22 protein-coding genes, 1 other RNA gene and 1 pseudogene are annotated in these 25947 nt (G+C 51.5%); 15 read left to right on the top strand and 9 right to left on the bottom strand.

Annotation, left to right across the window (positions count from 1 at the left end; genetic code table 11):
- The first annotated feature begins 76 nt into the window (after positions 1-76).
- Both AC3EMD_RS05950 and AC3EMD_RS05945 read left to right on the top strand, forming a co-directional pair.
- Complete coding sequence (locus AC3EMD_RS05950) at positions 77-868, top strand: cytochrome C assembly family protein (protein WP_002914153.1); 792 nt, start codon at positions 77-79, stop codon at positions 866-868.
- Between the two features lie 19 nt (positions 869-887).
- A complete protein-coding gene (locus AC3EMD_RS05945; RefSeq protein ID WP_012540838.1) occupies positions 888-2174 on the top strand; it encodes an HlyC/CorC family transporter in 1287 nt (428 codons plus the stop codon).
- A gap of 120 nt (positions 2175-2294) precedes the next feature.
- Here AC3EMD_RS05945 and grpE read toward each other — a convergent pair whose 3' ends face one another.
- Positions 2295-2885, bottom strand: coding sequence for a nucleotide exchange factor GrpE (gene grpE / locus AC3EMD_RS05940; protein ID WP_008806096.1), 591 nt, complete (start codon positions 2883-2885; stop codon positions 2295-2297).
- Positions 2886-3009: 124 nt separating this feature from the next.
- Between grpE and nadK the strand changes: the two genes are divergently transcribed.
- From nadK to bamE, 3 genes are all read left to right on the top strand, one after another.
- On the top strand, positions 3010-3888 hold the full coding sequence (gene nadK / locus AC3EMD_RS05935) for an NAD(+) kinase (RefSeq protein WP_002914158.1): 879 nt from the start codon (positions 3010-3012) through the stop codon (positions 3886-3888).
- 86 nt (positions 3889-3974) lie between these two features.
- Positions 3975-5636, top strand: a complete 1662-nt coding sequence (recN, locus tag AC3EMD_RS05930) for a DNA repair protein RecN (protein ID WP_012540837.1) — start codon at positions 3975-3977, stop codon at positions 5634-5636.
- Between the two features lie 147 nt (positions 5637-5783).
- The gene (gene bamE / locus AC3EMD_RS05925) at positions 5784-6125 is read left to right on the top strand and encodes an outer membrane protein assembly factor BamE (protein WP_008806098.1); all 342 of its coding nucleotides are present in this window, start codon (positions 5784-5786) and stop codon (positions 6123-6125) included.
- A gap of 69 nt (positions 6126-6194) precedes the next feature.
- Here bamE and AC3EMD_RS05920 read toward each other — a convergent pair whose 3' ends face one another.
- On the bottom strand, positions 6195-6485 hold the full coding sequence (locus AC3EMD_RS05920) for an RnfH family protein (RefSeq protein WP_004145682.1): 291 nt from the start codon (positions 6483-6485) through the stop codon (positions 6195-6197).
- A complete protein-coding gene (locus AC3EMD_RS05915) occupies positions 6475-6912 on the bottom strand; it encodes a type II toxin-antitoxin system RatA family toxin (protein WP_008806099.1) in 438 nt (145 codons plus the stop codon). Before AC3EMD_RS05915 ends, AC3EMD_RS05920 begins: the two co-directional genes overlap by 11 nt.
- A gap of 149 nt (positions 6913-7061) precedes the next feature.
- Between AC3EMD_RS05915 and smpB the strand changes: the two genes are divergently transcribed.
- The 3 genes from smpB (at position 7062) to AC3EMD_RS05900 (ending at position 9464) form a co-directional block, all read left to right on the top strand.
- Positions 7062-7544 carry an SsrA-binding protein SmpB gene (gene smpB, locus AC3EMD_RS05910; protein ID WP_002914164.1) on the top strand — a complete coding sequence of 161 codons (483 nt, stop codon included), beginning with the start codon at positions 7062-7064 and terminating at the stop codon, positions 7542-7544.
- A gap of 143 nt (positions 7545-7687) precedes the next feature.
- Positions 7688-8050: a transfer-messenger RNA gene (gene ssrA / locus AC3EMD_RS05905) on the top strand.
- Positions 8051-8204: 154 nt separating this feature from the next.
- Complete coding sequence (locus AC3EMD_RS05900) at positions 8205-9464, top strand: integrase domain-containing protein (protein ID WP_110224888.1); 1260 nt, start codon at positions 8205-8207, stop codon at positions 9462-9464.
- Positions 9465-9521: 57 nt separating this feature from the next.
- Here AC3EMD_RS05900 and AC3EMD_RS05895 read toward each other — a convergent pair whose 3' ends face one another.
- The gene (locus AC3EMD_RS05895; protein ID WP_110224887.1) at positions 9522-11261 is read right to left on the bottom strand and encodes an ATP-dependent nuclease; all 1740 of its coding nucleotides are present in this window, start codon (positions 11259-11261) and stop codon (positions 9522-9524) included.
- Between the two features lie 322 nt (positions 11262-11583).
- Here AC3EMD_RS05895 and AC3EMD_RS05890 point away from each other — a divergent pair.
- A pseudogene (locus AC3EMD_RS05890) lies at positions 11584-12426 on the top strand (DNA primase family protein); the annotation flags it as partial.
- 376 nt (positions 12427-12802) lie between these two features.
- Here the strand turns inward: AC3EMD_RS05890 and AC3EMD_RS05885 are convergent.
- Both AC3EMD_RS05885 and AC3EMD_RS05880 read right to left on the bottom strand, forming a co-directional pair.
- Positions 12803-14005, bottom strand: coding sequence for a hypothetical protein (locus AC3EMD_RS05885; RefSeq protein ID WP_142668263.1), 1203 nt, complete (start codon positions 14003-14005; stop codon positions 12803-12805).
- On the bottom strand, positions 13986-14423 hold the full coding sequence (locus AC3EMD_RS05880) for a hypothetical protein (protein ID WP_142668259.1): 438 nt from the start codon (positions 14421-14423) through the stop codon (positions 13986-13988). The genes AC3EMD_RS05885 and AC3EMD_RS05880 overlap by 20 nt, the downstream gene beginning before the upstream one ends.
- A gap of 1149 nt (positions 14424-15572) precedes the next feature.
- Between AC3EMD_RS05880 and AC3EMD_RS05875 the strand changes: the two genes are divergently transcribed.
- The 3 genes from AC3EMD_RS05875 (at position 15573) to AC3EMD_RS05865 (ending at position 18092) form a co-directional block, all read left to right on the top strand.
- Positions 15573-16313, top strand: a complete 741-nt coding sequence (locus AC3EMD_RS05875; protein ID WP_048268386.1) for an SDR family oxidoreductase — start codon at positions 15573-15575, stop codon at positions 16311-16313.
- Positions 16314-16714: 401 nt separating this feature from the next.
- Positions 16715-17281 carry a helix-turn-helix domain-containing protein gene (locus AC3EMD_RS05870; RefSeq protein WP_048268068.1) on the top strand — a complete coding sequence of 189 codons (567 nt, stop codon included), beginning with the start codon at positions 16715-16717 and terminating at the stop codon, positions 17279-17281.
- 448 nt (positions 17282-17729) lie between these two features.
- The gene (locus tag AC3EMD_RS05865) at positions 17730-18092 is read left to right on the top strand and encodes a cupin domain-containing protein (RefSeq protein WP_023290697.1); all 363 of its coding nucleotides are present in this window, start codon (positions 17730-17732) and stop codon (positions 18090-18092) included.
- A gap of 142 nt (positions 18093-18234) precedes the next feature.
- Here AC3EMD_RS05865 and AC3EMD_RS05860 read toward each other — a convergent pair whose 3' ends face one another.
- Positions 18235-19035: a hypothetical protein gene (locus AC3EMD_RS05860; protein WP_048268069.1), complete on the bottom strand. Its 801-nt coding sequence runs from the start codon at positions 19033-19035 to the stop codon at positions 18235-18237.
- Positions 19036-19169: 134 nt separating this feature from the next.
- Entirely contained in the window at positions 19170-20054 is an 885-nt protein-coding gene (locus AC3EMD_RS05855; RefSeq protein WP_048268070.1) for a LysR family transcriptional regulator, read from the bottom strand.
- Positions 20055-20264: 210 nt separating this feature from the next.
- On the opposite strand from AC3EMD_RS05855, the gene AC3EMD_RS05850 reads away from it, so the two are divergent.
- Positions 20265-20837, top strand: coding sequence for a flavin reductase family protein (locus AC3EMD_RS05850; RefSeq protein WP_012540824.1), 573 nt, complete (start codon positions 20265-20267; stop codon positions 20835-20837).
- A gap of 19 nt (positions 20838-20856) precedes the next feature.
- On the opposite strand, the gene rarA is transcribed toward AC3EMD_RS05850, so the two are convergent.
- Positions 20857-21210, bottom strand: coding sequence for an efflux pump transcriptional regulator RarA (gene rarA, locus AC3EMD_RS05845; protein WP_048268071.1), 354 nt, complete (start codon positions 21208-21210; stop codon positions 20857-20859).
- A gap of 333 nt (positions 21211-21543) precedes the next feature.
- Between rarA and oqxA the strand changes: the two genes are divergently transcribed.
- Positions 21544-22719, top strand: coding sequence for a multidrug efflux RND transporter periplasmic adaptor subunit OqxA (gene oqxA / locus AC3EMD_RS05840; RefSeq protein WP_008806106.1), 1176 nt, complete (start codon positions 21544-21546; stop codon positions 22717-22719).
- 23 nt (positions 22720-22742) lie between these two features.
- The gene (oqxB, locus tag AC3EMD_RS05835) at positions 22743-25895 is read left to right on the top strand and encodes a multidrug efflux RND transporter permease subunit OqxB (protein WP_302073981.1); all 3153 of its coding nucleotides are present in this window, start codon (positions 22743-22745) and stop codon (positions 25893-25895) included.
- The last annotated feature ends 52 nt before the right edge of the window (positions 25896-25947 follow it).

Here is a 25947-nt window from a genome sequence, read left to right as displayed (position 1 = left end):
GTGCTGCAACGGTTGGAGCAGAGGCCTGCTGACGTTATACTGCTTCTCTTTCTTATTTAGCCAACAGCCGACACCTATGCCTGTTTTTGCTCTACTCGCCCTTGTCGCCTACTCCGTCAGCCTCGCGCTGATTATCCCCGGCTTGCTGCAAAAAAACAGCAGCTGGCGGCGAATGGCGATTTTATCTGCGACTATCGCGTTGATCTGCCATGCTTTTGCGCTGGAAGCACGGATATTCCCCGGCGGCGAGAGCGGGCAAAACCTCAGCTTACTGAACGTCGGGTCGCTGGTCAGCCTGATGATCTGTACGGTGATGACTATCGTGGCCTCGCGCAATCGCGGCTGGCTGCTGCTGCCTATCGTCTATGCCTTCGCGCTGATCAATCTGGCCTTCGCCACTTTCGTGCCTAACGAATATATCACCCACCTTGAAACCACCCCGGGGATGCTGGTGCATATCGGCCTGTCGCTCTTCTCGTACGCCACGCTGATCATCGCCGCGCTGTATGCGCTGCAGCTGGCGTGGATCGACTACCAGTTAAAGAATAAAAAGCTGGCCTTCAGCAGCGAAATGCCGCCGCTGATGAGCATCGAGCGCAAAATGTTCCACATCACCCAGGTCGGCGTGGTGCTGCTGACTCTGACGCTGTGCAGCGGCCTGTTCTATATGCACAATCTGTTCAGCAGCGAAAACATTGATAAAGCGGTGCTGTCGATTATTGCGTGGTTCGTCTATATCGTTCTGCTGTGGGGCCACTATCATGAAGGGTGGCGCGGACGTCGCGTGGTCTGGTTCAGCGTCGCTGGCGCCGGTCTGCTGACGCTGGCCTATTTTGGTAGCCGCGTGCTGCAGCAGTTCGTGAGCTAAGTCTTTTAAGGAATCCTACGTGGAACATATCTCCACCACCACGCTGATCATAACGCTGATCGTCATGGTGATTATCTCTGCCTATTTCTCCGGCTCCGAAACCGGCATGATGACGCTGAACCGCTATCGGCTGCGTCATATGGCGAAACAAGGCAACCGCCCCGCCAAGCGCGTGGAGAAGCTGCTGCGCAAGCCGGACCGCCTGATTAGCCTCGTGCTCATCGGCAATAACCTCGTCAACATTCTCGCCTCGGCGCTGGGCACCATCGTCGGCATGCGCCTGTACGGCGACGCCGGCGTCGCGATCGCCACTGGCGTGCTCACCTTTGTGGTACTGGTATTTGCCGAGGTGCTGCCGAAGACCATCGCCGCGCTCTATCCGGAAAAGGTCGCCTACCCCAGCAGCTTCCTGCTGGCGCCCCTGCAGGTGCTGATGATGCCGCTGGTGTGGCTGCTGAATACCATCACCCGCATGCTGATGCGCATGATGGGCATCCGCACCGATACCGTCATCAGCAGCGCTTTGAGCAAAGATGAACTGCGCACGATTGTGAATGAATCCCGTTCACAAATCTCACGGCGCAACCAGGATATGCTGCTGTCGGTCCTGGATCTGGAAAAAGTCAGCGTTAACGACATTATGGTGCCGCGCAATGAGATTGTCGGCATCGACATCAATGATGACTGGAAATCTATCGTCCGCCAGCTGACCCACTCGCCGCATGGCCGCATCGTGCTCTACCGCGATTCACTGGACGATGCCATCAGCATGCTGCGCGTTCGCGAAGCCTACCGTCTGATGACGGAGAAGAAAGAGTTCACAAAAGAGATCATGCTGCGGGCGGCAGATGAGATCTACTTTGTTCCGGAAGGGACGCCGCTCAGCACCCAGCTGGTGAAATTTCAGCGCAATAAAAAGAAAGTCGGTCTGGTGGTCGATGAATACGGCGATATTCAGGGGCTGGTCACCGTCGAAGATATTCTTGAAGAGATTGTCGGCGACTTCACCACCTCCATGTCACCCACCCTGGCGGAGGAAGTGACCCCGCTTAACGACGGCACGGTGATTATCGACGGCAGCGCCAACGTTCGCGAAATCAACAAAGCGTTTAACTGGCACCTGCCGGAAGATGAAGCGCGCACCGTCAACGGTATCATCCTCGAAGCGCTGGAAGAGATCCCGGTCCCGGGCACCCGCGTGCGCATTGAGCAGTACGATATAGATATCCTCGACGTGCAGGACAACATGATCAAACAGGTGAAAGTGATGCCGGTGAAATCATTACGCGAGAGCGTCGCGGAGTAGCGCGAGCGAAGGAATTAACATCACGGTGGGCTGCGGCCCGCCGTTTTTTTATCTCGCGCCGGGAGCGGTGGCATAAAAAAACGGCCGCCCGCGGGCAGCCGTTGAGCAATGCAGCAGACGTTATTTCGCTTTCGCTACCGTCACCATCGCGGCGCGAATAGTACGGCCGTTCAGGGTATAACCTTTCTGCATCACGGCCAGCACGTTGCCCGCCGCCACGTCTTCAGATTCGACCATCGCAATGGCCTGGTGGACGTTCGGATCCAGCGGAACGTTGGTGTCGGCGATCACTTCCACGCCGAACTTACGCACCACGTCCAGCATGGATTTCAGGGTCAGTTCGATCCCTTCCACCATCGGCGCCAGGTCCGGGTTAGCCTTGTCGGCCACTTCCAGCGCGCGGTCCAGGCTGTCGATCACCGGCAGCAGTTCATTGACGAATTTTTCCAGCGCGAATTTGTGCGCTTTCTCGATATCCTGCTCGGTACGGCGACGCAGGTTATCTTCGTCGGCTTTGGCACGCAGCATCACTTCACGTTCACGTTTCTGCGCTTCAGCCAGCTGGGCTTCCAGATTCGCAATTTTTTCATCGCGCGGATCCACCTGCTCAGCCGAAACTTCAGGCTCTACTGCCTCAACGTCGTCGTGCTGCTCCGTGATAATTTCTTCCGGGGCTTGCCCCTCAGGCGTTTTCTGTTCTTTACTACTCATGAATTTCTCCGCGTTTTTTTCGCATTCATCTCGCTAACTTCGCTTATTATGGGGATCAGTTTCCGGGTTTCAAGGGAAGCGGACAGATTGTCACTATTTCATTTAACGCAAGGACATCCAGATCATGAAGAACCATTTCAAGTGTATCGGCATTGTGGGACATCCTCGTCACCCCACCGCCCTGACCACACATGAAATGCTCTGGCGCTGGCTGTGCAGCAAAGGGTATGAAGTGCTGGTTGAACAGCAGATCGCCCATGAACTTCAGCTCAGCAACGTGAAAACCGGCACGCTGGCGGAGATTGGCCAACAGGCCGACCTCGCGGTGGTGGTGGGCGGCGACGGCAATATGCTCGGCGCGGCGCGGACCCTGGCCCGTTACGACATTAACGTCATCGGCATTAACCGCGGCAACCTCGGCTTTCTCACCGACCTTGACCCGGACAACGCCCTGCAGCAGCTCGCCGACGTGCTGGAAGGCCACTACATCGCCGAGAAACGCTTTCTGCTGGAGGCCCAGGTGTGCCAGCAGGATTGCCAGAAACGCATCAGCACCGCCATCAACGAAGTAGTGCTGCACCCCGGCAAAGTGGCGCATATGATTGAGTTTGAAGTCTATATCGACGAAGTCTTTGCGTTCTCTCAGCGCTCTGATGGCCTGATAATCTCCACCCCGACCGGCTCCACCGCTTATTCATTGTCGGCCGGCGGCCCGATCCTCACGCCGTCGCTGGACGCTATCACCCTGGTGCCGATGTTCCCGCACACCCTTTCAGCGCGACCGCTGGTGATCAACGGCGACAGCACCATCCGCCTGCGCTTCTCTCATCGCTGCAGCGATCTGGAGATCAGCTGCGACAGCCAGATTGCCCTGCCGATTCAGGATGGCGAAGACGTTCTCATTCGCCGCTGTGATTATCACCTCAATCTAATTCACCCTAAAGATTACAGCTATTTCAATACATTAAGCACCAAGCTCGGCTGGTCGAAAAAATTGTTCTGATTTACATCGCTGCCTCTTTACTGGATAAAAAACCAGTCTATACTGTACGAAAACACAGTATTGGTTTTTCATACAGGAAGGCAGCTATGTTGGCGCAACTCACCATCAGTAATTTTGCTATCGTTCGTGAACTGGAAATTGATTTCCACAGCGGTATGACCGCCATCACCGGGGAAACCGGCGCCGGGAAATCCATTGCCATCGATGCGCTGGGGCTGTGCCTCGGCGGCAGAGCGGAAGCCGACATGGTGCGTCGCGGCGCCACCCGCGCCGACCTGTGCGCGCGCTTCGCGCTGAAAGATACCCCGGCCGCCCAGCGCTGGCTGGAAGAGAACCAGCTGGAGAGCGGGCGTGAGTGTTTACTTCGCCGGGTGATCAGCGCCGACGGCCGTTCGCGCGGCTTTATCAACGGCACCGCCGTCCCGCTCTCGCAGCTGCGCGAGCTGGGCCAGCTGCTGATCCAGATCCACGGCCAGCATGCGCACCAGCTGTTGACCAAACCCGAACACCAGAAAACGCTGCTCGACGGCTATACCGGTGAGTATGCGCTCACTCAGCGCATGGCCGAGCATTACCGCCAGTGGCACCAGAGTTGCCGCGAGCTGGCCCTGCACCAGCAGCAGAGCCAGGAGCGCGCCGCCCGCGCCGATCTGCTGCAGTACCAGCTTAAAGAGCTGAACGAATTTAACCCGCTGCCGGGAGAATTCGAGCAGATTGACGAAGAGTACAAGCGTCTGGCCAACAGCGGCCAGCTGCTCAGCACCTGCCAGCACGCCCTGACGGTACTAGCGGACGGCGAAGAGGCCAATCTGCAGAGCCTGCTTTATACCGCGAAGCAGCTGGTCAGCGAGCTGGTGGGTATGGACAGCAAGCTTTCCGGCGTGCTGGATATGCTGGAAGAGGCGGCCATTCAGCTCAGCGAGGCCAGCGACGAGCTGCGCCACTATCACGACCGTCTGGATCTCGATCCGAACCGTCTGTTCGAACTTGAGCAGCGGATTTCCCGGCAAATCGCGCTGGCGCGTAAACACCAGGTAATGCCGGAAGAGCTGCCGGCGGTTTATCAGGCGATGCTGGAAGAGCAGCGTCTGCTGGACGATAGCGCCGGCTCGCTGGAATCCCTCAGCCAGCAGGTGGTCGAACATCATCAGCTGGCGCTGGAGACCGCGCGTCAGCTGCACGCCCTGCGCCAGGCCAGCGCCGACGAGCTGACCCAGCTTATCACCGAGAGTATGCACTCACTTTCGATGCCGCACGGAATCTTCGCGATTGAGGTCGCTTTCGATGAACGCCATCTCACCGCCGACGGCGCCGATCATATTGAGTTCCGCGTCACCACTAACCCCGGTCAGCCGCTGCAGCCGATCGCGAAAGTAGCCTCCGGCGGCGAACTGTCGCGTATTGCGCTGGCGATTCAGGTGATCACCGCGCGTAAAATGGAAACCCCGGCGCTGATCTTCGACGAAGTGGACGTCGGCATCAGCGGCCCGACCGCCGCCGTGGTCGGCAAGCTGCTGCGCCAGCTGGGCGAGTCCACGCAGGTGATGTGCGTGACCCACCTGCCGCAGGTTGCGGGCTGCGGCCACCATCATTTCTTTGTCTGCAAAGAGACCGATGGCGAGATGACCGAAACCCATATGCAGCCGCTGGATAAGCGCGCTCGTCTGCAGGAGCTGGCTCGCCTGCTGGGCGGCAGCGAGGTCACGCGCAACACCCTGGCGAACGCGAAAGAGTTGCTTGCGGCGTAAACTTTTTGATTTTCACAGGGTCATAGTGAACAGCAAATTGCCTGCTGACCTGCAGCCGGAGGTTTCCATCGGCGCGAAGGTCTATTATTATCGGCATATTACAGATGAGCCACGTACTGCTCGGGCCCAAAAAGGAATCAAATCACTATGCGCTGTAAAACGCTGACTGCTGCCGCAGCGGTTCTTCTTATGTTGACCGCAGGCTGTTCCACTCTGGAACGAGTGGTTTACCGTCCTGACATCAACCAGGGTAACTATCTGGCACCTAACGATGTAGCAAAAATTCGTGTCGGTATGACGCAACAGCAGGTTGCTTATGCTCTCGGAACGCCAATGATGTCGGATCCGTTCGGCACCAACACCTGGTTCTATGTATTCCGTCAGGAGCCGGGCCACGAGAAAGTGACTCAGCAGACCCTGACCCTGACCTTCAACAGCGGCGGCGTGTTAACCAACATTGATAACAAGCCCGCGCTGACCAGTCAGTAAGGCCCGGAAAAGCAAAAAGCGCTCAGTGAGCGCTTTTTTTATGGCTGATAGCCGGTCTGCTGCTGTGGGTTACTTCGCAGCGCTTTTCTCTGCCCGCTGGCGACGCAGTTCTTTCGGGTCTGCGATCAGCGGGCGATAGATTTCGACCCGGTCGCCGTCGTGAACTTCGTCATGCAGCTTAACCGGACGACTGTAGATACCCAGCTTGTTCTTCGCCAGATCGATATCATCACGCAAGGCCAATAGCCCGCTGGCGATAATCGCCTGCTCGACCGTCGCTCCCTCATCCAGGGTGACTCGCTGCAAATACTGCTTTTCAGGCAGCGCGTAGGCGACTTCAACACGAATATTAGCTGGCACTGTAGACCTCTTTGGCGCGCGAAGTGAACGCCTGCACCATGTTGGCGGCCAGCTCTTTGAAGACCCGGCCAAAGGCCATCTCAATCAGCTTATTGGTAAACTCAAAATCGAGATGGAACTCGATTTTGCACGCCTCGGGGCTCAGCGGAATAAACTTCCAGCCGCCAATCAGCTTCTTGAACGGGCCATCCACCAGGCTCATCAAAATGCTCTGGTTGCTGGTCAGTGTATTCCGGGTCGTGAAGGTCTTACTGATGCCGGCTTTGGACACATCAACCGCCGCCGTCATTTGCGTCGGCCCGAATTCCAGCACGCGGCTACCGGTGCAGCCTGGCAGAAAATCAGGATAGGACTTCACATCGTTTACCAGTTGATACATCTGTTCCGCGCTGAAAGGCACCAGCGCAGTACGGCTAATCTGAGGCATAGCAGGTTCCACATTTAAACACAGTGCAAATAATATCATTTATCTGCTGCTAAAAAAAACGCTGTGCCGCAACTCGTGCTAAGATGCGCAGTACACCTCGCAGGATGCGATCGAGGTAACTGTGTATAAGACGATGACTTCAGGACATTATGACTAAGAAAAAAGCCCACAAACCTGGATCAGCCACCATTGCGCTGAATAAACGCGCCCGTCACGAATACTTTATCGAAGATGAATACGAGGCTGGTCTCGCCCTGCAGGGCTGGGAAGTCAAATCCCTGCGTGCAGGCAAAGCCAACATCGGCGATAGCTATGTCATCCTGAAGGATGGCGAAGCCTTCCTGTTCGGCGCCAACTTTACGCCCATGGCCGTGGCTTCCACCCACTATGTGTGCGACCCGACGCGCACTCGTAAGCTGCTGCTTAACCAGCGTGAGCTGGACACGCTGTACGGCCGCATTAACCGCGAAGGTTACACTGTCGTCGCCCTGTCACTGTACTGGAAGAACGCCTGGTGCAAAGTGAAAATCGGCGTCGCCAAAGGTAAGAAACAGCACGACAAGCGTACCGACCTGAAGGATCGTGAATGGGCGCTGGATAAGGCGCGTATTATGAAGCACGCCGGACGCTAACCCCCTCCCCTGAGGGCCAGCTCTCGCTGGCCCTTACGCTATATCCTTGTTGATGCTGCTTTTTCGTCCACCCTGCTGAAATAATCCTGCGTGATGGGGCTGGTAACGACATTCACAAATCTGTTATACTTGACCTACACATTGGGGCTGATTCTGGATTCGACGGGATTTGCGAAACCCAAGGTGCATGCCGAGGGGCGGTTGGCCTCGTAAAAAGCCGCAAAAAATAGTCGCAAACGACGAAAACTACGCTTTAGCAGCTTAATAACCTGCTCTGAGCCCTCTCTCCCTAGCTTCCGCTCTTAAGACGGGGATCAAAGAGAGGTCAAACCCAAAAGAGATCGCGTGGATGCCCTGCCTGGGGTTGAAGCGTTAAATCTAATCAGGCTAGTTTGTTAGTGGCGTGTCTGTCCGCAGCTGGCAAGCGAATGTAAAGACTGACTAAGCATGTAGTGCCGAGGATGTAGGAATTTCGGACGCGGGTTCAACTCCCGCCAGCTCCACCAAAATTCTCCATCGGTGATTACCAGAGTCATCCGATGAAGTCCTGAAAGCCCGCACGGCGCAAGCCCTGCGGGCTTTTTTGTGTCTGTTGTTGTCCGAGGGCATCCAGCTAAATCCAGATAAAATTGGTACACGCTATACTGTGGTACATTAAACGTGTACCAATTATGGAAGCGGTCCAGACATGGCGCACATTACCCCCTTACTAACAATGAAATACTCAAAGCGAAACCCCGTGAAAAAGACTTCACCTTACATAATGGTGATGGCCTGTTCTTACTCATCAAAACTACTGGTAAAAAGCTCTGGCGCTTCCGCTATCAACGTCCGAACAGTGGCAACCGAACTAATCTAAGCCTCGGCTCATACCCGGCCCTTACGCTCGCAACAGCTCGTCAGATACGCGACCAGCACTTAACCACACTCGCACAAGGCATGGATCCACAGCAGCAACAAGAGCAAGCGTCAGAACAACGCCAGATTGAGTTAGACAGCATTTTCTCAACAGTGGCTGCTAACTGGTTCCAGATTAAAAGCAGAAGCGTCACAGAAGATTATGCAAAAGACATTTGGCGCTCTTTAGATAAAGACGTGTTCCCCACTATCGGTTCGATACCTGTTCAGGAGATAAAGGCCAGAACGATTGTTGAAGCACTAGAGCCAATTAAAGCTCGTGGTGCACTTGAGACTGTGCGTCGTTTGGTACAACGTGTTAACGAGATAATGATTTATGCGGTTAACACCGGTCTGATAGATGCGAATCCTGCATCAGGTGTTGGCATGGCCTTTGAGAAACCAAAAAAGCAAAACATGCCGACGCTGCGGCCAGAAGAATTGCCAAAATTGATGCGGTCACTGGTTATGTCTAATTTAACTGTTCCGACACGCTGTCTTATCGAGTGGCAGCTTCTAACACTTGTGCGTCCCTCTGAGGCTTCAGGTACTCGATGGTTAGAGATCGATATAGATGCCAAGCTTTGGACAATTCCAGCCGAACGGATGAAGGCCAAGCGTGAGCACATTGTAGCTCTATCTCCTCCTCCTCAGCCATTAGAGATTCTGGAAGTGATGAAGCTTGTTAGTGCTCATCGAGAACATGTTTTCCCGAGCAGGTACAATCCAATACAACCGATGAATAGCCAGACAGCCAATGCCGGATTAAAGAGGATTGGTTTTAGTGGGAAATTAGTTGCTCATGGCCTACGATCAATTGCTAGCACTGCAATGAATGAAGCTGGTTTTAATGCCGATGTGATACAGTCCGCTCTTGCACATGGCGATAAAAACGAAGTAAGAAAAGCTTATAATAGATCTATTTACTTAAAGCAAAGAGTAGAATTGATGGACTGGTGGGGGATACTTACATTTAAAGAATATACTAAAAGCACAATATCCCTTCCTACTAAAAAATTTTAAAACCTAATCACTAACAATTATAAAACCACGTCTAATGACGTGGTTTCTTGTTATGGCTTAGTGAGCTATAATTTCATTAAGATATTTTATAATTGGAACTTTATTTATATCTTGATGAGTGATATTAGGCTTTAGAATATCCTTCCAATATAGGTTTGCATTAAACGGCTTACTTTTATCACCACTATCGACAAATCTCAAGAAATCAGGTATATCTGTGCTTTGATGTGCTGGTTCAAAAGTGATGGAGTGAGTTCTAAGCAAACCAACATTCTTATTATTTTGTTTTTTATCGTAAGAATGCTGGTCTGATATGGTTTTTTGTATCCCAGAATCAAAGCATGGGTTACCACTCTCATCAATACTTAGGATTGAAGCTTTGTCAGTATCACAAATCACATGATATTTAATATTGAAACGTGAGAAAATTTTTTGATAGAAGGGGATGTTAGTTACAGTACCACAATTAAGAACGAATACTGTTTTTTGAGAAGGGAACTCCTGAAAGTATGCTCTAGATATTATCTCCTCCGTTGGGCCTTCAATCAAAAGAACCTCATCTGCATAAAATGATTCACATATATAAGGATTAAATCTCAATACTTCATACATTTCCTGCTTGAGTTCATCGTTGGTCACTATCCCCTTCGCATCCTTCAAAAACTGGTCATTTATTTGGTATGTTTTGGTCCCCTCTCTGTTATTTACCAAGCGTATTATAGAAGATTTAGGTTTTGAAAGGTCTATCATAGAAGATGAATGTGATGCACAAAGCACTTGATAAGGAAGATCTTCAACGCTAACTTGATAAATAAGATCACGAAGTTCCTTAACTATCCTTGGATAAAGAAACAGTTCAGGCTCTTCAAAAAGGACCATGTAATCTTTACGCCCTTGTTTTCTCTCAAACCGCTCAGCAACATCTCGCATTAATAGCAAGGTAAAGATTGCCGTTCTGATTGTTCCATGACCTACACTGCTATAAGTAGACGGTATGTTAGCATCTACTACACCATCACCATTTTTTTTCAGAAACTCAATATCAAAATCCTTTCCAAGTTTATTTTCTGTCCAAACAACCCTATCCTTTTGATCTTTGAAATATATTTCCGTATCGCCGAATATCTTATTAAAATAATCATTAACAGATGCTTGATATGCGTCAATTAATTTTGGATCGTACATCCTATCCTGCAACTCTTTTATCTTATCTTGTGCCGCCTTTAATTCTGCGAGATCATCTTTTTTAAGAGTACTTTCAGCCATCAACTTTAATATGTCATTAAGTATTTTTTTTGCTTCCTCTTCTGTCGGCATCGCTTTAATGAATACAGGTTTTGGCAAGCAAGATTGAAAAACTGTATGCAAACCAACTGTCGCATATCCAACCTCATCATATTTGTCACTATTATAATCGTAGGTAAAATTCTTATCTTCTATCTTCGAACCGTTTTTACTCCAAACTTTCTTTATTCTTATATAATCATTTTTTAAATATTTTTTGTAGCTTTCTTTTTGTTTAGGAGCTTTCTCTTCTATCCTTTGTTTATCTAGATCATCGAGCTCAACCTCTAACTCGAATTCGATAGAATTTTTATCATCACATTTATAAAAATCATTACCTGTAGGTTTTTCATTTGAATAAAAAAATACATACGCCTTTAAAAAAGTCGATTTTCCGGCATTATTAGCCCCATATATAAATAAAGTATTAGTATCCTTAAAAATTATCTTATTGTTTTCGATACCACCAGAGATGGTGCGAAAATTATCAACTCCAAAAAATGATATTTTCATAAGAGAACCTTATCATAATTATAGTGTGTGTAGTAAATCGTTCGGTATGACAAATTATTAATAGCAAATTTATCAAAGTACAAAATAGACTATATTTTTACATATGTGAGGTTGCTTACATTTTATTGGAATAAGGACTTGTTAACACCATATACAATTACATATTCATTACAAATTTGTAACCGAATTTAGCCCCCTCCTTTAGGTTGATAATAATTTACCTGTGAATTAACTTTGAAGCTCTAAGTCAATTAAAAAGTAATAAGTTAAATGATTTTAAATGAGAGCCCAAGACTTTCCCCGCCTCGCCTGCACGCTTCGTGAAGTGACCGGGCTAGGCGGCAGCGGGAAAAGTATTCTCGCCGAAATTGCCACGATGCTGGCCGGAGAGGATAACGCCACGTCAGCCGATATCGACACGCTGGAAGATCCCCGCAAGCGTGCCTCCCTGATTGGCTTCTCGCTCATTCGTCTGCCTGACCAGGAGAAATGGAGCGGTGACGGTGCCGGACTCAAAGCCATCACCGGCGGCGATGCAGTCTCCGTTGACCCGAAATACCAGAATCCGTACTCGACGCATATTCCGGCGGTCATTCTGGCGGTCAACAATAACCCGATGCGCTTCACCGACCGCAGCGGCGGCGTGTCACGTCGCCGGGTAATCATCCACTTCCCGGAGCAGATAGCCCCGGAGGAGCGCGACCCGCAGCTCAGGGATAAAATCGCCCGTGAGCTGGCTGTGATTGTACGCCAGCTGATGCAGCAGTTCAGCGACCCGATGAGTGCCCGCGCCCTGCTCCAGTCGCAGCAGAACTCCGACGAGGCGCTCAGTATTAAACGCGATGCTGACCCAACGTTTGATTTTTGCGGCTATCTGGAGGCACTGCCGGAGCCGGACGGGATGTATATGGGGAACGCCAACATTATTCCGCGCCAGCCGCGCCTGTATCTGTATCACGCCTATCTGGTGTACATGGAGGCCCACGGCTACAGGAATGCGCTCAGCCTGACCATGTTCGGCAAGGGGCTCTCAGCCATGCTGAAAGAATACGGACTGAATTACGAAAAGCGCCGCACAAATCAGGGTATGCAGACCAATCTAGCCCTCAGGGAGGAAAGCAACGCCGACTGGCTGCCGAAGTGCGATGAACCCACCGCGACATGACCTACCCGGACCGGCATTGCCGGTCTTTTTTTACCTGAACACCGGCCAGTGTGAACAGTTTTTCCAGAAAAAACTTTTACCCTCAAAGGTTATCAGACCACTCAGTGCAGGAGCAGACATTCAAGAGTCTAAAATAGCACTTCCACAAATATTCTTTAACAATTTAAATCATTAGTTATTCCTGTAACTACTGAAAAATAGCTCACCCATATAACCTAGATTAGCCTTTATCTTTATAATTAGCCTTTACTTTTTAATGCCTTGAATAATTAATAGTCACACGAAATTATGGCGAATACCTTATAATAACTCACACCTGTACACCTCAATAAAAATGGTGGAATTTATTACATACCACCACTCCAAAAACAACATTCTAACTGATCAGGCTGGATATTTTATAATTATACTCATCATCATTTCCTTTCGAGAGAAAAGTATTAAAGATGGACTCTCTTTTGTTATAAATCAGAATATTTATATTTTCATCATTTATTATATGCAAGTGATTAGCATGGTTTTTTGCCCTAGGAAAAACTCGCCAGGAAACAAATTCGCTCGATATACCTTTAAATTCATGTTCCGAAACCATAAATAGTCGACCATCTTTTGATTCCATAATCGTTCCGCAGCCCGATGTTCTAACCTTAATTAACCCTGAGGAATACTCCCCCAATAAAACATGCCGCTGTTCACCAGTCATGTTATCCTGAGCTAGTATTCTATCATCTTGGTTTAATATGAAATCGCAATCACCACTAGACCATCCATATTTATAATTTTCCTTTAAGCGCAAAGTTTCAGGAGGCTTATCTAAGATTGCTTCAACATATTTATTATAGGCTTTCTTAAATAACTCTCCAGAAATAACATTTTCTTCTTCATATCCCTTTGATATTTCGCTTCTTATCGCTACAAACAAATCATTAGACTCAGCTTTATTTTTATTTTCAATCTTACAAAACCGCTCAACAACAAGAGTATCTGAGTTAATGAAAAGATTATCATTCATCCAATCTATATCGATGCAACTTCTATCGGATACTTTAGATTCAGCTGGTATTTTACTTCCATATTTTAAAGTTGATGTAAAAACACCTTCACGGCCAACTGCTAATGCAAGTCTATTGTTTGTATTAGGGGATATAGAGAAACTTTTCATGCCGAAAACTTTTTGCATTTTTCTCTTATCAAATTCAGCAGTCATATGACTTGTATTTATAAAATAAACACCATCATCACCAGAGAAATATAATTTATTTGAGAATAAATTTATATCTGATGGCCAAGTATTAATATCTATAGAATCTTTTTTAAGCGAAAGAAGCTCACTTTCACTAATGTTTGTATCTATTGTATGTGCTGAATTATTGTTATTTCTATTATCTTTTGAGTATTTTAAGATAAAATTCGCATCGCTAAATTTGAATCCATTTCTTTTTAAGATAAAATCACACAAAGAATTCCAAGAATAGGATGTGAACCTAAATTCAGAATCAAGGAGATATAAAACCCCAGAATAAATAAAAGAATCTATGAAGTCCCCTTCTATTTTAAGATCAAGCGCAAGATTTGACATAGCCCCTCCCTTTTTTAAGATCTGAAACCTCTTTTTTAGAAAAGAACTTAAGTCTCTTCCATTCATCCAAAATAGTTGTATGTGGAACATCATGTGGCGTCCTTTCCGCTGTCACTGGATAGCCATGCCATTCATTATTATGGTCTGATTTAAATTTTGCAATATATGCATAATTCACATCAGTTCTTCCGATTATGTTTTTTTCACTCGTTTCTGTTGCAACACTCACCCACCAATAACAATTTTTATCGCATACATAACTTTTTGCAACTGATGACCAAAAGAAAACTTCTTCTTGAGATTCAGTTACTAACCATATAGTTTTGTCTGACTCTGGTTTAGTATTCCTATGTTTCGGGTTACATTTGTATTTCTTTTCATTAGAGGTTGAAACCTGAATCTTTTTATTATCACTCATTCTCAACACCAAAAGAATGGAAAATAATTTTATAGCAACAACATAAACTTTTAGCAAATAGTTTATTGCCTTAAACTTCAAGCCTTCGTGCAGGTATCAGCAATAAACAGCAGTGGCGGGGCAATAACGATACCCATTCACGCTTCACGATCACAGCATACTATAACGCCTGTACCTATAGCCTGCGGAGGTGAACAGTAAAGTGTTCACTGTTCACCGAGTATTCACGAGCTAACACATTGAAAATAAATTAAAAAGCCCCGAAGTGAACAGTGTGAACAGTTTTCACCAAAAAAACTTTTTACTTCCACCTCATCACCATCGTATTGCAGTGATGGTCGCCGGTAACAGGCCAGAAACGCTCTGAGGTGAAGAGTTGACTGTTCACTCCTCACCAACTGATCACCATCTATCATCATGATATTAAAAAGAAAAATAAGGAGATGGACAGTGTGAACAGTTAAATGCAAAAAAACTTTTTCTCTAGCCTTTGTAGATACAGAAAAATCATCAGGAGGAAGAACAATCGACAACTTTAGATAGGTAAGAATGCTATGACATTCCATAATTGGTACACGTTTAGGTACACAAATGAAAGTTGAATACATTAAAATAATTTAAATTTATATACTTACATAATTAATTCAGACTCCGCCAGCCCAAAATTCTCCATCGGTGATTACCAGAGTCATCCGATGAAGTCCTAAGAGCCCGCACGGCGCAAGCCCTGAGGGCTTTTTTGTTACCTGTGCGGTCATATTCTCTGTATCAATCTCGAGCATCATCTATGCTTGTTTTGCATCACGATGCCGTAACGTAAAAAATCATGGTGCAAAACATGTCTAACCTATTGAAATACCGAACCAATACTGCCATCGCTGCCGCCAGGGCGCAGAATACCGCGTAGCGGCTACGCGATGGCGACGGACCGGCGTTGTTGATTAAGCCATTCGGCAGAAAGATCTAGTACTTCAAATACACTCCCCCGACGCTGAAAAAAGGGCCACAATCAGCATTGACCCCCACCCCGCTTCGTGCCAAATGCCAACGCTGCAACCATAATGTCACCATTGCGTGATGAAACAGATGACGACTGATAGTTATCTTCGTAAGGTACGTGATGGTTCTAAAGACAAAGAAAGGCGAATCATGGGCAGATTTCAAGGTAAACGCATACTTATCACCGGCGGTACCAGCGGTATGGGATTGGCAGGCGCACTGCGCATTGTTAGTGAGGGCGGCGATGTTGCCATTACCGGCCTCAATGATGAAAGGCTGAAGCGCGCCCGTAGTCTACTGCCTGAATCATCTCTCATTCTGAAAAACGATGCAGCCAGCGAAGCCGATATAAGCGTTCTTCAGGCAGCGATAAGCGGCTGGGGTTCACTCGACGGACTATGGCTTAATGCTGGCTTCGCAGAAGTAGGTGCTCCGGAATCGGTGACCGCTGATGTTTTTAATCGCATGATGAATGCTAACGTCCGTGGCCCGATGCTACAGCTTGCCGCTCTTTCTGGTTCCCTCAATTCAGGCGCATCTGTTCTTGTCACCTCATCTTCATCTGTATATGAAGGTGCGGCAATGACCAGCCTCTATGCAGCAACGAAAGGCGCAGTTGTCGCAATGGTTAAAAGCTGGGCCTCCGCGCTGGCTGTGCGGGGTATTCGCGCCAATACGCTGGTACCGGGTCCGATCGAAACGAACTTTAGACATTTCATGCCGGAAGAGTCGCGTCAGCAGTTTGAAGATTTTGTTGTCAGCCAGGTCCCCCTCGGCCGGGCAGGAACCGCGGAAGAAGCATCTGCTGTCGCACTTTTCCTGCTTTCTGATGATGCATCCTATGTCACCGGCAGTCAGTACGCGGTAGATGGCGGGCTGGTGCATTACTAGATATGGCAACACCGGCATCATTTCCTGATACAGATCCTCAAACCCCCACTGTAGAAGTGGGGAAAATAACGGCCCCTGCTTACATCAATAAACAATCCGTTACTCCAGAATCGTCCATTTTTCGCTTAAAACAGCCCGGCAACATCCGAACGCAACGAACAGATTCAATGTGCAATATCTCCCGTTACCCAGACTGCCCATCAAACCGGGAAACACCAAAATGGTTCATTTGAAAGGATAAACGTGGTATTCAGGCATGGCGGGCGCGTGAAGAATCACTGACTGTTGATGCAGCGATGACATATCAGGCCAGCGACAGCAGTGTTATGTCCCTACCGCTATCTCGACTGGGCGGGGCGTTTATTCGGATGAGAAGGACTCACTCGGGGAGGGAGGCAATAATGGCAGATTCAGAACGCGATAAACCAGCTGCGTTGTCATTAAATATCGGCAGTAAAATAAGACGACTACGGCAGTCCCGGGGGATTTCGTTAAACGATCTGTCTAAATTGTCAGGGGTTTCAAAGGGAGCGTTATCCAAGCTGGAATCAGGATCTTCCAGTCCCCGAGTTGATACGCTGGACGCTATCGCCACCGCGTTACGTTTACCGGTCGGCGATTTGCTAAGCGGCAGCAGGATGTATCCCCGCTTTGAAAAATATCGCCCTGTGCCGGGCGAGTATTCGCAAATGATGAAATTCCGCATCGGCCCCGGCAATACCTCCGAGATATGGTTGCTGCAAATGGAACCGCGGGTCACCATCCACAGCCACGGACATTCAGAGGGGGCGCATGAACATATTCTGGTACACAGCGGAACTCTGCGCCTGCGCTTGAGCCAGTATGAAGTCATCACCCTGGAGCCCGGGGATTTTTATGCCTTCTCTGCGGAGATTGCGCACACGTACAGCGCAACGGAAACGGCGGTTAGCGCGACGGTGGTGATGACTCACCTCGAGCCCGGTTAACTCCGCCGCGCCATTATCGGACCTGGAAACCTGAGATATGGCGCCGGCGTTTCGGACATCTGTTCACTTAAAGAAACAAAAACGGTCCGCTGAATGCCTGAGGGAAAATTATTTTAAAAATAAAACTAATTAAATTCAGTCGATTGATTGCGAACTGATAAATATCTTCCCCCGTCATCGGGAAACCCGTTGTTCAGTTTGCGGGTTAACTGTATTGTTATTTCGAACAGCAGAGCCGGCCTGCTTGCGCTGTATTTCCCCACAAAGCAAAGCAGGCGTAATAGCCGGGAATCTGGCCATAATACGGTCACTTTCCTGATGGTCCTGACGTCTTTATATTAGCGCTCAATATCGCCTAACCCGGCTGTGCGCCGTGCGGCCCAATGCCTGCTCTTTTTTATGACGAAATCAACCCACCCGCATTAAATATGTGTGACGGAGAAGATGAATGCGTAAAGTTAATTTAAAAGACAGTTTTGCTCTGTTCAGCGATTACTGGAGCCCGAAAATTGTCGGCGAAATGAATAACGAATATGTCAAACTGGCTAAATTATCCGGAAAATTTGACTGGCATCATCATGAACAGGAGGACGAGCTTTTTCTTGTGGTCAGCGGCCGCTTGCGAATGGGCTTAAGAACAGGCGATATCATTCTTGATGCCGGTGAGTTTATTATTGTGCCGAAAGGAACTGAGCATTGTCCTGAAGCGTTAACCGAAGAGTGCTGCGTCGTTTTACTGGAGCCAAAATCGACCCTGAATACGGGTAATATCGTCAATGAACGTACCGTGCGTGAACTGGATAAACTCTAATCGTCTGGCGGTGCGGAACAAACCGGGCCAGGGGTAGTTTTCTCGCTGGCGATAACCCGCCCTCCTCTCAGAATGAGAATATCCGCGACATCTCGCACAACCCTTTCACCCTCCGGCCGCGTTAGCGGCCGGAGGGATAGATTTACCTCTTGTCAGAATACGCGTCCAGCATGGCAAGGACCGCCCGACGCGCTGCATCGTCTGCGATATTGTCAGGCAGCGCATCAGCCCGCAGAGTGACATAAGCGTCAGCAGCCCTTCGGATGGCAATCCCGACAGAGTGACGATCGTGCGTTGCCAGGGTGGAAGTCAGCAGGCCATCGGGATCAATGCCGAGGGTTTCTATTCGGCGAACGCCGCGTTGCGGTAGATTGGCGCGACGGAACAGCATCGGCCCCAGCACTTGTTCCCGGAAGAAGGACAGCATCCCCAGCGCTTCGAAGAGTTCGCCCCTGCCCAGTTTAACCCCGGCATAATGCAGCCAGATCCAGGCTCGGGACTCAAACCACTCCGGCGTCATATTCGGCCAGTGCGCGCTAAATTTTGCCAGTTGTCGCTCGAGAGCATCGTTATCTCGGGTAAATAACACGGCAGGCTCTTCAACGCGCTGAGTGAGCATGTCCAGAGTGATAAGTTTCAGATCGACATGCAGAAGTTCCGGGCCAAACAGGCAGATCAGCAGGCGAGGCTCACCGACGTGTTCCCCGGTGAAAGCATGTAGCAGATGGCCGAGCGTTCCGGCGAACGCCATACGCTGAGCCATGATTTCGTTATAATAGAGAGGGTCGACCACCACCACAAAATCCAGATCGGAGTATTGATCAAACCCGCCATGGATAAACGAGCCGCCAGCGAGAAGGGAGTGGATCCGCGAATCAGACTGTAATTTAAGCTTCAGTTGCTCTGCAAAACTTCTGTGTAAATCGGGTAGCGTATTCAGCATACTTTTTCCTGTTCACAAAAAAGACAAAGCATTACAGAATATCGAGCGATTCATCAGCAGACCAGATATTTCTGCAGGAACCCTCCCCTCCCTGGCGGGGCTCCCGACGTGCTATATCGTAAGCAATACCTCCCTCAGACCACCTCGCTCATCCACTCAGCAAACGCCCGCACGGCGGGAGAGAGAAAGCGCTGGTGCGGATAGAGCAATGTGACGGGTACCGGGGGCGGCTGCCAGTCCGTCAGCACTTCCACCAGTCTCCCCTCCTGCAGGTGGTCAGCAACGATATTCTCCGCCAGCTGCGCCAGCCCGAAGCCCGCCAGGCACATTTTTATATAGAGCCCCGTTTCATTCACCGCGGCGTTGCCGCTGACGGGTACAGAAAAGGTCTCGCCATGGCGAACGAAGCGGAACTCATCGGCCCGCCTCGCCTGACCGGAGAAATAATGCACCGCCCGGTGCTGAGAGAGCGCCTCCGGTGACGGGGGCACGCCATATTCCCTGAGATAGTCCGGTGACGCGCAGGTCACCCAGCGAAAGCGGCCCAGAGGGCGGGCCACCAGGCTGGAGTTGTTCAGCTCTCCCATGCGTATCACGCAGTCGACGCCTTCCTGAATCAGATCGACCTGCCGATCGCTGACGCCGATCATCAGGTAGATATCGGGATAGCGCCGGTAAAAGTCCGGCAGATGCGGCATGACGATGAAATGCGCGATGCCCGCGGGCATATCAACTCGCAGGCGCCCCTGAGGCCGCGCGACAGACTCGCTCAGGGTGGATTCACTATGTTCGATGAGGGCGAGAATTTCCCGGCACTGCGCCAGATACTGCATCCCTTCCGGGGTAAGGCTCACCCGCCTTGTGGTCCGGTTCAGCAGCCGCACCTTCAGGTATTTCTCAAGGTTTTTAATGGTACTGGTGACAGTGGAGGCAGGCAGGGAAAGGGTTTCCGCGGCACGCACGAAGCTCCCTGCCTCCGCGACGCGCATAAACATCTGCATAGCCTGGATACGATCCACCTTCTTTCTCTCCTGAAGCAAGCAACTTACCGACAGACGGCATGATTATTCGTTAATTATGAATAATGAAAACAATTTACGCACCTTTTTGCGCTTAATCGACTGGCGTATCGTTGCTCGGTGGATGACGAAGGGGGCCCGAAAATGAACATGCCCTCAATAAATATCCAGATAATCATTACGTTAAATAGCATGCACAAAGGAAAAACCATGTCCGTTCAGCCTGTCGAATTAAGTAAGGCCTATCGTTTATTGCAGGTCGGGTCCACCACCATGATTTCCGCAAAATATGATGGCGTCGAAAATGTCATGTCAGCCGCCTGGGTTGGGCTGGCAGGCGAGCGAAAAGTGGTGGCCTATATCGGCCCCCAGGCCTTCACACGTCAGCTGGTGGAAAAGAGCGGCTATTACGTGGTGCAGATCCCCGTAGTCAGCCAGATGGCAACCGTCCTCTACGCTGGCGGGCGCAGCTATGCCGACGCGCCGGATAAAAATGACTCCATCCCCTTCATTTATCAGCCGGGGTTCGACATCCCCCTCGTGGCAGGCTGCGCGGGCTGGCTGGTGTGCAAAGTGATGCCCTACCCGGACATTCAGCAGCAACACAATCTGTTTCTGGGCGATATCGTCGCCGCCTGGAGCGATGATCGGGTATTCCGTAACGGACACTGGATTTTTGATGATGCGCCGGACGAGCTGCGGACCGTTCACTATGTCGCAGGCGGGCAGTTCTATGCCATCGGCAAAGGCAGCAAATTCGATCATGGACCGGGTCAGGACTGATCCTCCCTGGTCATGAAGATCACTGACGAGATGCTTGCCCTGCAGAGCGGCTGATACTCCGGCGCCAGACGCCGGGCGCCTGGCCATACTGGCGCTTGAAGCTGCGGTTGAAGGACTGCTGGGAGTCAAAGCCGAGGGCGATCGCCACGTTCAGGATCGGCTCGTTGCTGTGGGCTAAGCGTTCGACCGACTTTTGCAGCTTTTGCGCCCGAATATATTCTCCGAGGGGCTGCCCGGTATGTTCTTTGAAGATCCGCTGCAGGTGCCACTTCGAATAGCCGGATCGTCGGGCAACGGTGTCAATATCCAGACGGCTATCAAGATGATTGTCGATCCAGTCGATCAGATCCTGAATGATGGCGCCAGTATTCATCGTGTTACCTCCGCGCAGCCGGTTAAAAGCATCTTTGTCAGTTGCATTTAAAGGTGGCCTGTTTTTACACAAAATGCAAGTTTTATTGTTACATTTAAATCCACGCCGGGATCGCGGTTTTTGTCTCCAGCCAGGACCGCACATAAAGTGCAACAATTATTCTTGCACTTAGTTAAGCGCCTTCCTACAATCGCCGCGATAGTGTATTCGAAATTGTTACAGTTTTGTGGCGATGATCGACACAAATGGCCTTAAGCCAGCCCGGACAAAGGAAGTGGCGCGGCCTCTCACGCTGCGTCTTGCCCGGCGGCTACAATTACCGGAATAAAAATAATGAGCCTGCAAAAAACCTGGGGAAACATTCACCTGACCGCGCTCGGCGCGATGATGCTCTCCTTTCTGCTCGTCGGCTGCGACGACAGCGTCGCGCAAAATGCCGCGCCTCCCGCCCCGACGGTCAGCGCCGCTAAGGTGCTGGTGAAGTCGATCAGTCAGTGGGATAGTTTTAACGGTCGTATTGAAGCGGTGGAGAGCGTTCAGCTTCGCCCTCGCGTCTCGGGATATATTGATAAAGTGAATTACACCGACGGTCAGGAGGTGAAAAAGGGCCAGGTGCTGTTCACCATAGATGACAGAACCTATCGCGCCGCGCTGGAGCAGGCGCAGGCGACGCTGGCGAGAGCCAAAACGCAGGCCAGCCTGGCGCAAAGCGAGGCGAACCGCACCGATAAATTAGTCCATACCAATCTTGTCTCCCGTGAAGAGTGGGAGCAGCGCCGGTCAGCCGCGGTTCAGGCGCAGGCTGATATTCGCGCCGCGCAGGCGGCGGTGGATGCCGCGCAGCTTAACCTCGACTTCACCAAAGTGACCGCCCCTATTGACGGCCGCGCCAGCCGGGCGCTGATCACCAGCGGTAACCTGGTCACCGCGGGCGACACCGCCAGCGTGCTCACCACTCTGGTCTCGCAGAAGACGGTATACGTTTACTTTGATGTCGACGAGTCAACCTACCTCCACTATCAAAACCTCGCCCGCCGTGGGCAAGGGGCGTCCAGCGATAATCAGGCGCTCCCGGTGGAGATTGGCCTGGTTGGCGAGGAGGGCTACCCCCATCAGGGCAAAGTGGATTTTCTCGATAATCAGTTAACGCCGAGTACCGGCACCATCCGCATGCGCGCGCTGCTGGATAACTCGCAGCGTCTGTTCACACCGGGGCTGTTTGCCCGCGTGCGTCTGCCGGGCAGCGCGGAGTTCAAAGCCACGCTGATCGACGACAAAGCGGTACTGACCGATCAGGACCGTAAATACGTTTATATCGTTGATAAAGATGGTAAAGCGCAGCGACGTGATATTACTCCGGGGCGTCTGGCAGACGGTTTACGCATCGTTCAGAAGGGGCTGAACCCTGGGGATAGCGTCATCGTCGACGGGTTACAAAAAGTGTTTATGCCGGGTATGCCGGTGAATGCCAAAACCGTTGCCATGACCACCAGCGCCGCCCTCAACTGATCCCTAATCAGAGAATCCAACACATGGACTTTTCCCGCTTTTTTATCGACAGGCCGATTTTCGCCGCGGTGCTGTCGATTTTAATTTTTATCACCGGGTTAATCGCTATCCCGCTGCTGCCGGTGAGCGAATATCCGGACGTCGTCCCGCCGAGCGTCCAGGTGCACGCGGAGTATCCCGGCGCCAACCCGAAAGTGATTGCCGAGACCGTGGCGACGCCGCTGGAGGAAGCGATCAACGGCGTTGAAAACATGATGTACATGAAATCGGTCGCTGGCTCCGACGGCGTGCTGGTCACCACCGTCACCTTCCGCCCGGGTACCGACCCGGATCAGGCGCAGGTTCAGGTGCAGAACCGGGTCGCGCAGGCGGAAGCGCGTCTGCCGGAGGATGTACGCCGTCTGGGCATCACCACCCAGAAACAGTCTCCGACGCTAACCCTGGTGGTGCATCTGTTTTCGCCAAACGGTAAGTACGACTCGCTGTATATGCGCAACTACGCCACGCTGAAAGTGAAGGATGAGCTGGCGCGCCTGCCCGGCGTCGGCCAGATCCAGATTTTTGGCTCCGGTGAATATGCGATGCGCGTCTGGCTGGATCCCAATAAGGTCGCGGCCCGCGGTCTGACAGCCTCGGATGTGGTGACGGCGATGCAGGAGCAAAACGTCCAGGTGTCTGCCGGACAGCTTGGTGCCGAGCCGCTGCCGCAGGAGAGCGATTTCCTGATCTCCATTAACGCCCAGGGCCGTCTGCATACCGAAGAAGAGTTTGGCAATATCATTCTGAAAACGGCGCAGGATGGCTCGCTGGTCCGCCTGCGCGACGTGGCGCGCATCGAGATGGGTTCCGGCAGCTATGCGCTGCGCTCCCAGCTCAACAATAAGGATGCGGTCGGGATCGGTATCTTCCAGTCGCCGGGGGCTAACGCCATCGATCTGTCGAACGCGGTACGCGCCAAAATGGCCGAGCTGGCCACCCGCTTCCCGGAAGATATGAAATGGGCGGCGCCGTACGACCCGACGGTTTTCGTGCGCGACTCCATCCGCGCGGTGGTGCAGACGCTGCTGGAAGCAGTGGTGCTGGTGGTGCTGGTGGTGATCCTGTTCCTGCAGACCTGGCGCGCGTCGATTATCCCATTGATCGCCGTACCGGTATCGGTGGTAGGGACCTTCAGCATTCTCTATCTGCTGGGCTTCTCGCTGAATACCTTGAGCCTGTTCGGGCTGGTACTGGCTATCGGTATCGTGGTGGACGACGCCATCGTGGTGGTGGAGAACGTTGAGCGTAATATCGAAGAGGGGCTTGCGCCGCTTGCCGCGGCGCATCAGGCGATGCGTGAGGTCTCCGGGCCGATTATCGCCATTGCGCTGGTGCTGTGTGCGGTGTTCGTGCCGATGGCGTTTCTCTCCGGGGTCACCGGCCAGTTCTACAAACAGTTTGCGGTGACCATCGCCATCTCGACGGTGATCTCGGCCATCAACTCGCTGACGCTCTCCCCGGCGCTGGCGGCCCTGCTGTTAAAGCCGCACGGCGCGAAGAAAGACCTCCCTACCCGGCTGATCGATCGTCTGTTTGGCTGGATTTTCCGTCCGTTTAACCGCTTTTTCCTGCGCAGCTCGAACGGCTATCAGGGGCTGGTGAGCAAAACCCTCGGACGCCGTGGCGCGGTGTTTGTGGTGTATCTGCTGCTGCTCTGCGCCGCTGGGGTGATGTTTAAGGTCGTCCCCGGCGGGTTTATTCCCACCCAGGATAAGCTGTATCTCATTGGCGGCGTGAAGATGCCGGAAGGTTCGTCGCTGGCGCGCACCGATGCGGTGATCCGCAAAATGAGCGAGATCGGGATGAATACCGAAGGGGTCGATTATGCGGTCGCTTTCCCGGGGCTTAACGCGCTGCAGTTCACCAACACGCCGAATACCGGGACGGTCTTTTTTGGCCTGAAACCGTTCGACCAGCGCAAACACACGGCGGCGGAAATTAACGCGGAGATCAACGCCAAAATCGCGCAAATCCAGCAGGGCTTTGGCTTCTCCATCCTGCCGCCGCCGATTTTAGGACTGGGTCAGGGTTCCGGCTACTCCCTGTACATCCAGGATCGCGGTGGGCTGGGCTATGGCGCGCTGCAAAGCGCGGTGAATGCGATGTCCGGGGCGATTATGCAGACGCCGGGGATGCACTTCCCGATCTCGACTTACCAGGCTAACGTGCCGCAGCTGGACGTGCAGGTCGATCGCGATAAGGCGAAAGCGCAGGGGGTGTCGCTAACCGATCTGTTCGGCACGCTGCAGACCTATCTCGGCTCGTCTTATGTCAATGACTTTAACCAGTTCGGGCGTACCTGGCGCGTGATGGCCCAGGCCGATGGGCCATTCCGCGAGAGCGTGGAAGATATTGCTAATCTGCGCACCCGCAATAATCAGGGCGAAATGGTGCCGATCGGCAGTATGGTGAATATCAGTACCACCTACGGGCCGGATCCGGTGATCCGCTACAACGGTTATCCAGCGGCGGACCTGATTGGCGATGCCGATCCGCGGATCCTCTCGTCTTCGCAGGCGATGACGCATCTGGAGGAGCTGTCGAAGCAGATCCTGCCGAATGGGATGAATATTGAGTGGACGGATCTGAGCTTCCAGCAGGCCACCCAGGGCAACACGGCGCTGATCGTCTTCCCGGTGGCGGTGCTGCTGGCGTTCCTCGTGCTGGCCGCACTGTATGAAAGCTGGACCCTGCCGCTGGCGGTGATCCTTATCGTACCGATGACGATGCTCTCCGCGCTGTTTGGCGTCTGGCTGACCGGGGGCGATAACAACGTCTTCGTGCAGGTGGGTCTGGTGGTCCTGATGGGCCTGGCCTGTAAAAACGCCATTCTGATCGTCGAGTTTGCCCGCGAGCTGGAGATCCAGGGGAAAGGCATCATGGAAGCGGCGCTGGAGGCATGCCGCCTGCGTCTGCGCCCGATCGTGATGACCTCAATCGCCTTTATCGCCGGGACCATTCCGCTGATCCTCGGCCACGGTGCAGGAGCGGAAGTCCGCGGTGTCACCGGGATCACGGTGTTCTCCGGGATGCTGGGCGTGACGCTGTTTGGTCTGTTCCTGACGCCGGTGTTTTACGTGACGCTGCGGAAACTGGTGACCCGCAGGAAGCCGGTCCAGGAGGATCTGCCCGCCTAGCCTGCAGCAGATAACAAAAAACCGCCTTCACATTTGAAGGCGGTTTTTTTTC

Source organism: Klebsiella sp. PK18 (assembly GCF_057784655.1).
The sequence above is the reverse complement of the archived record's forward strand: the minus strand, read 5'-3'. Positions and strand labels throughout refer to the sequence as shown.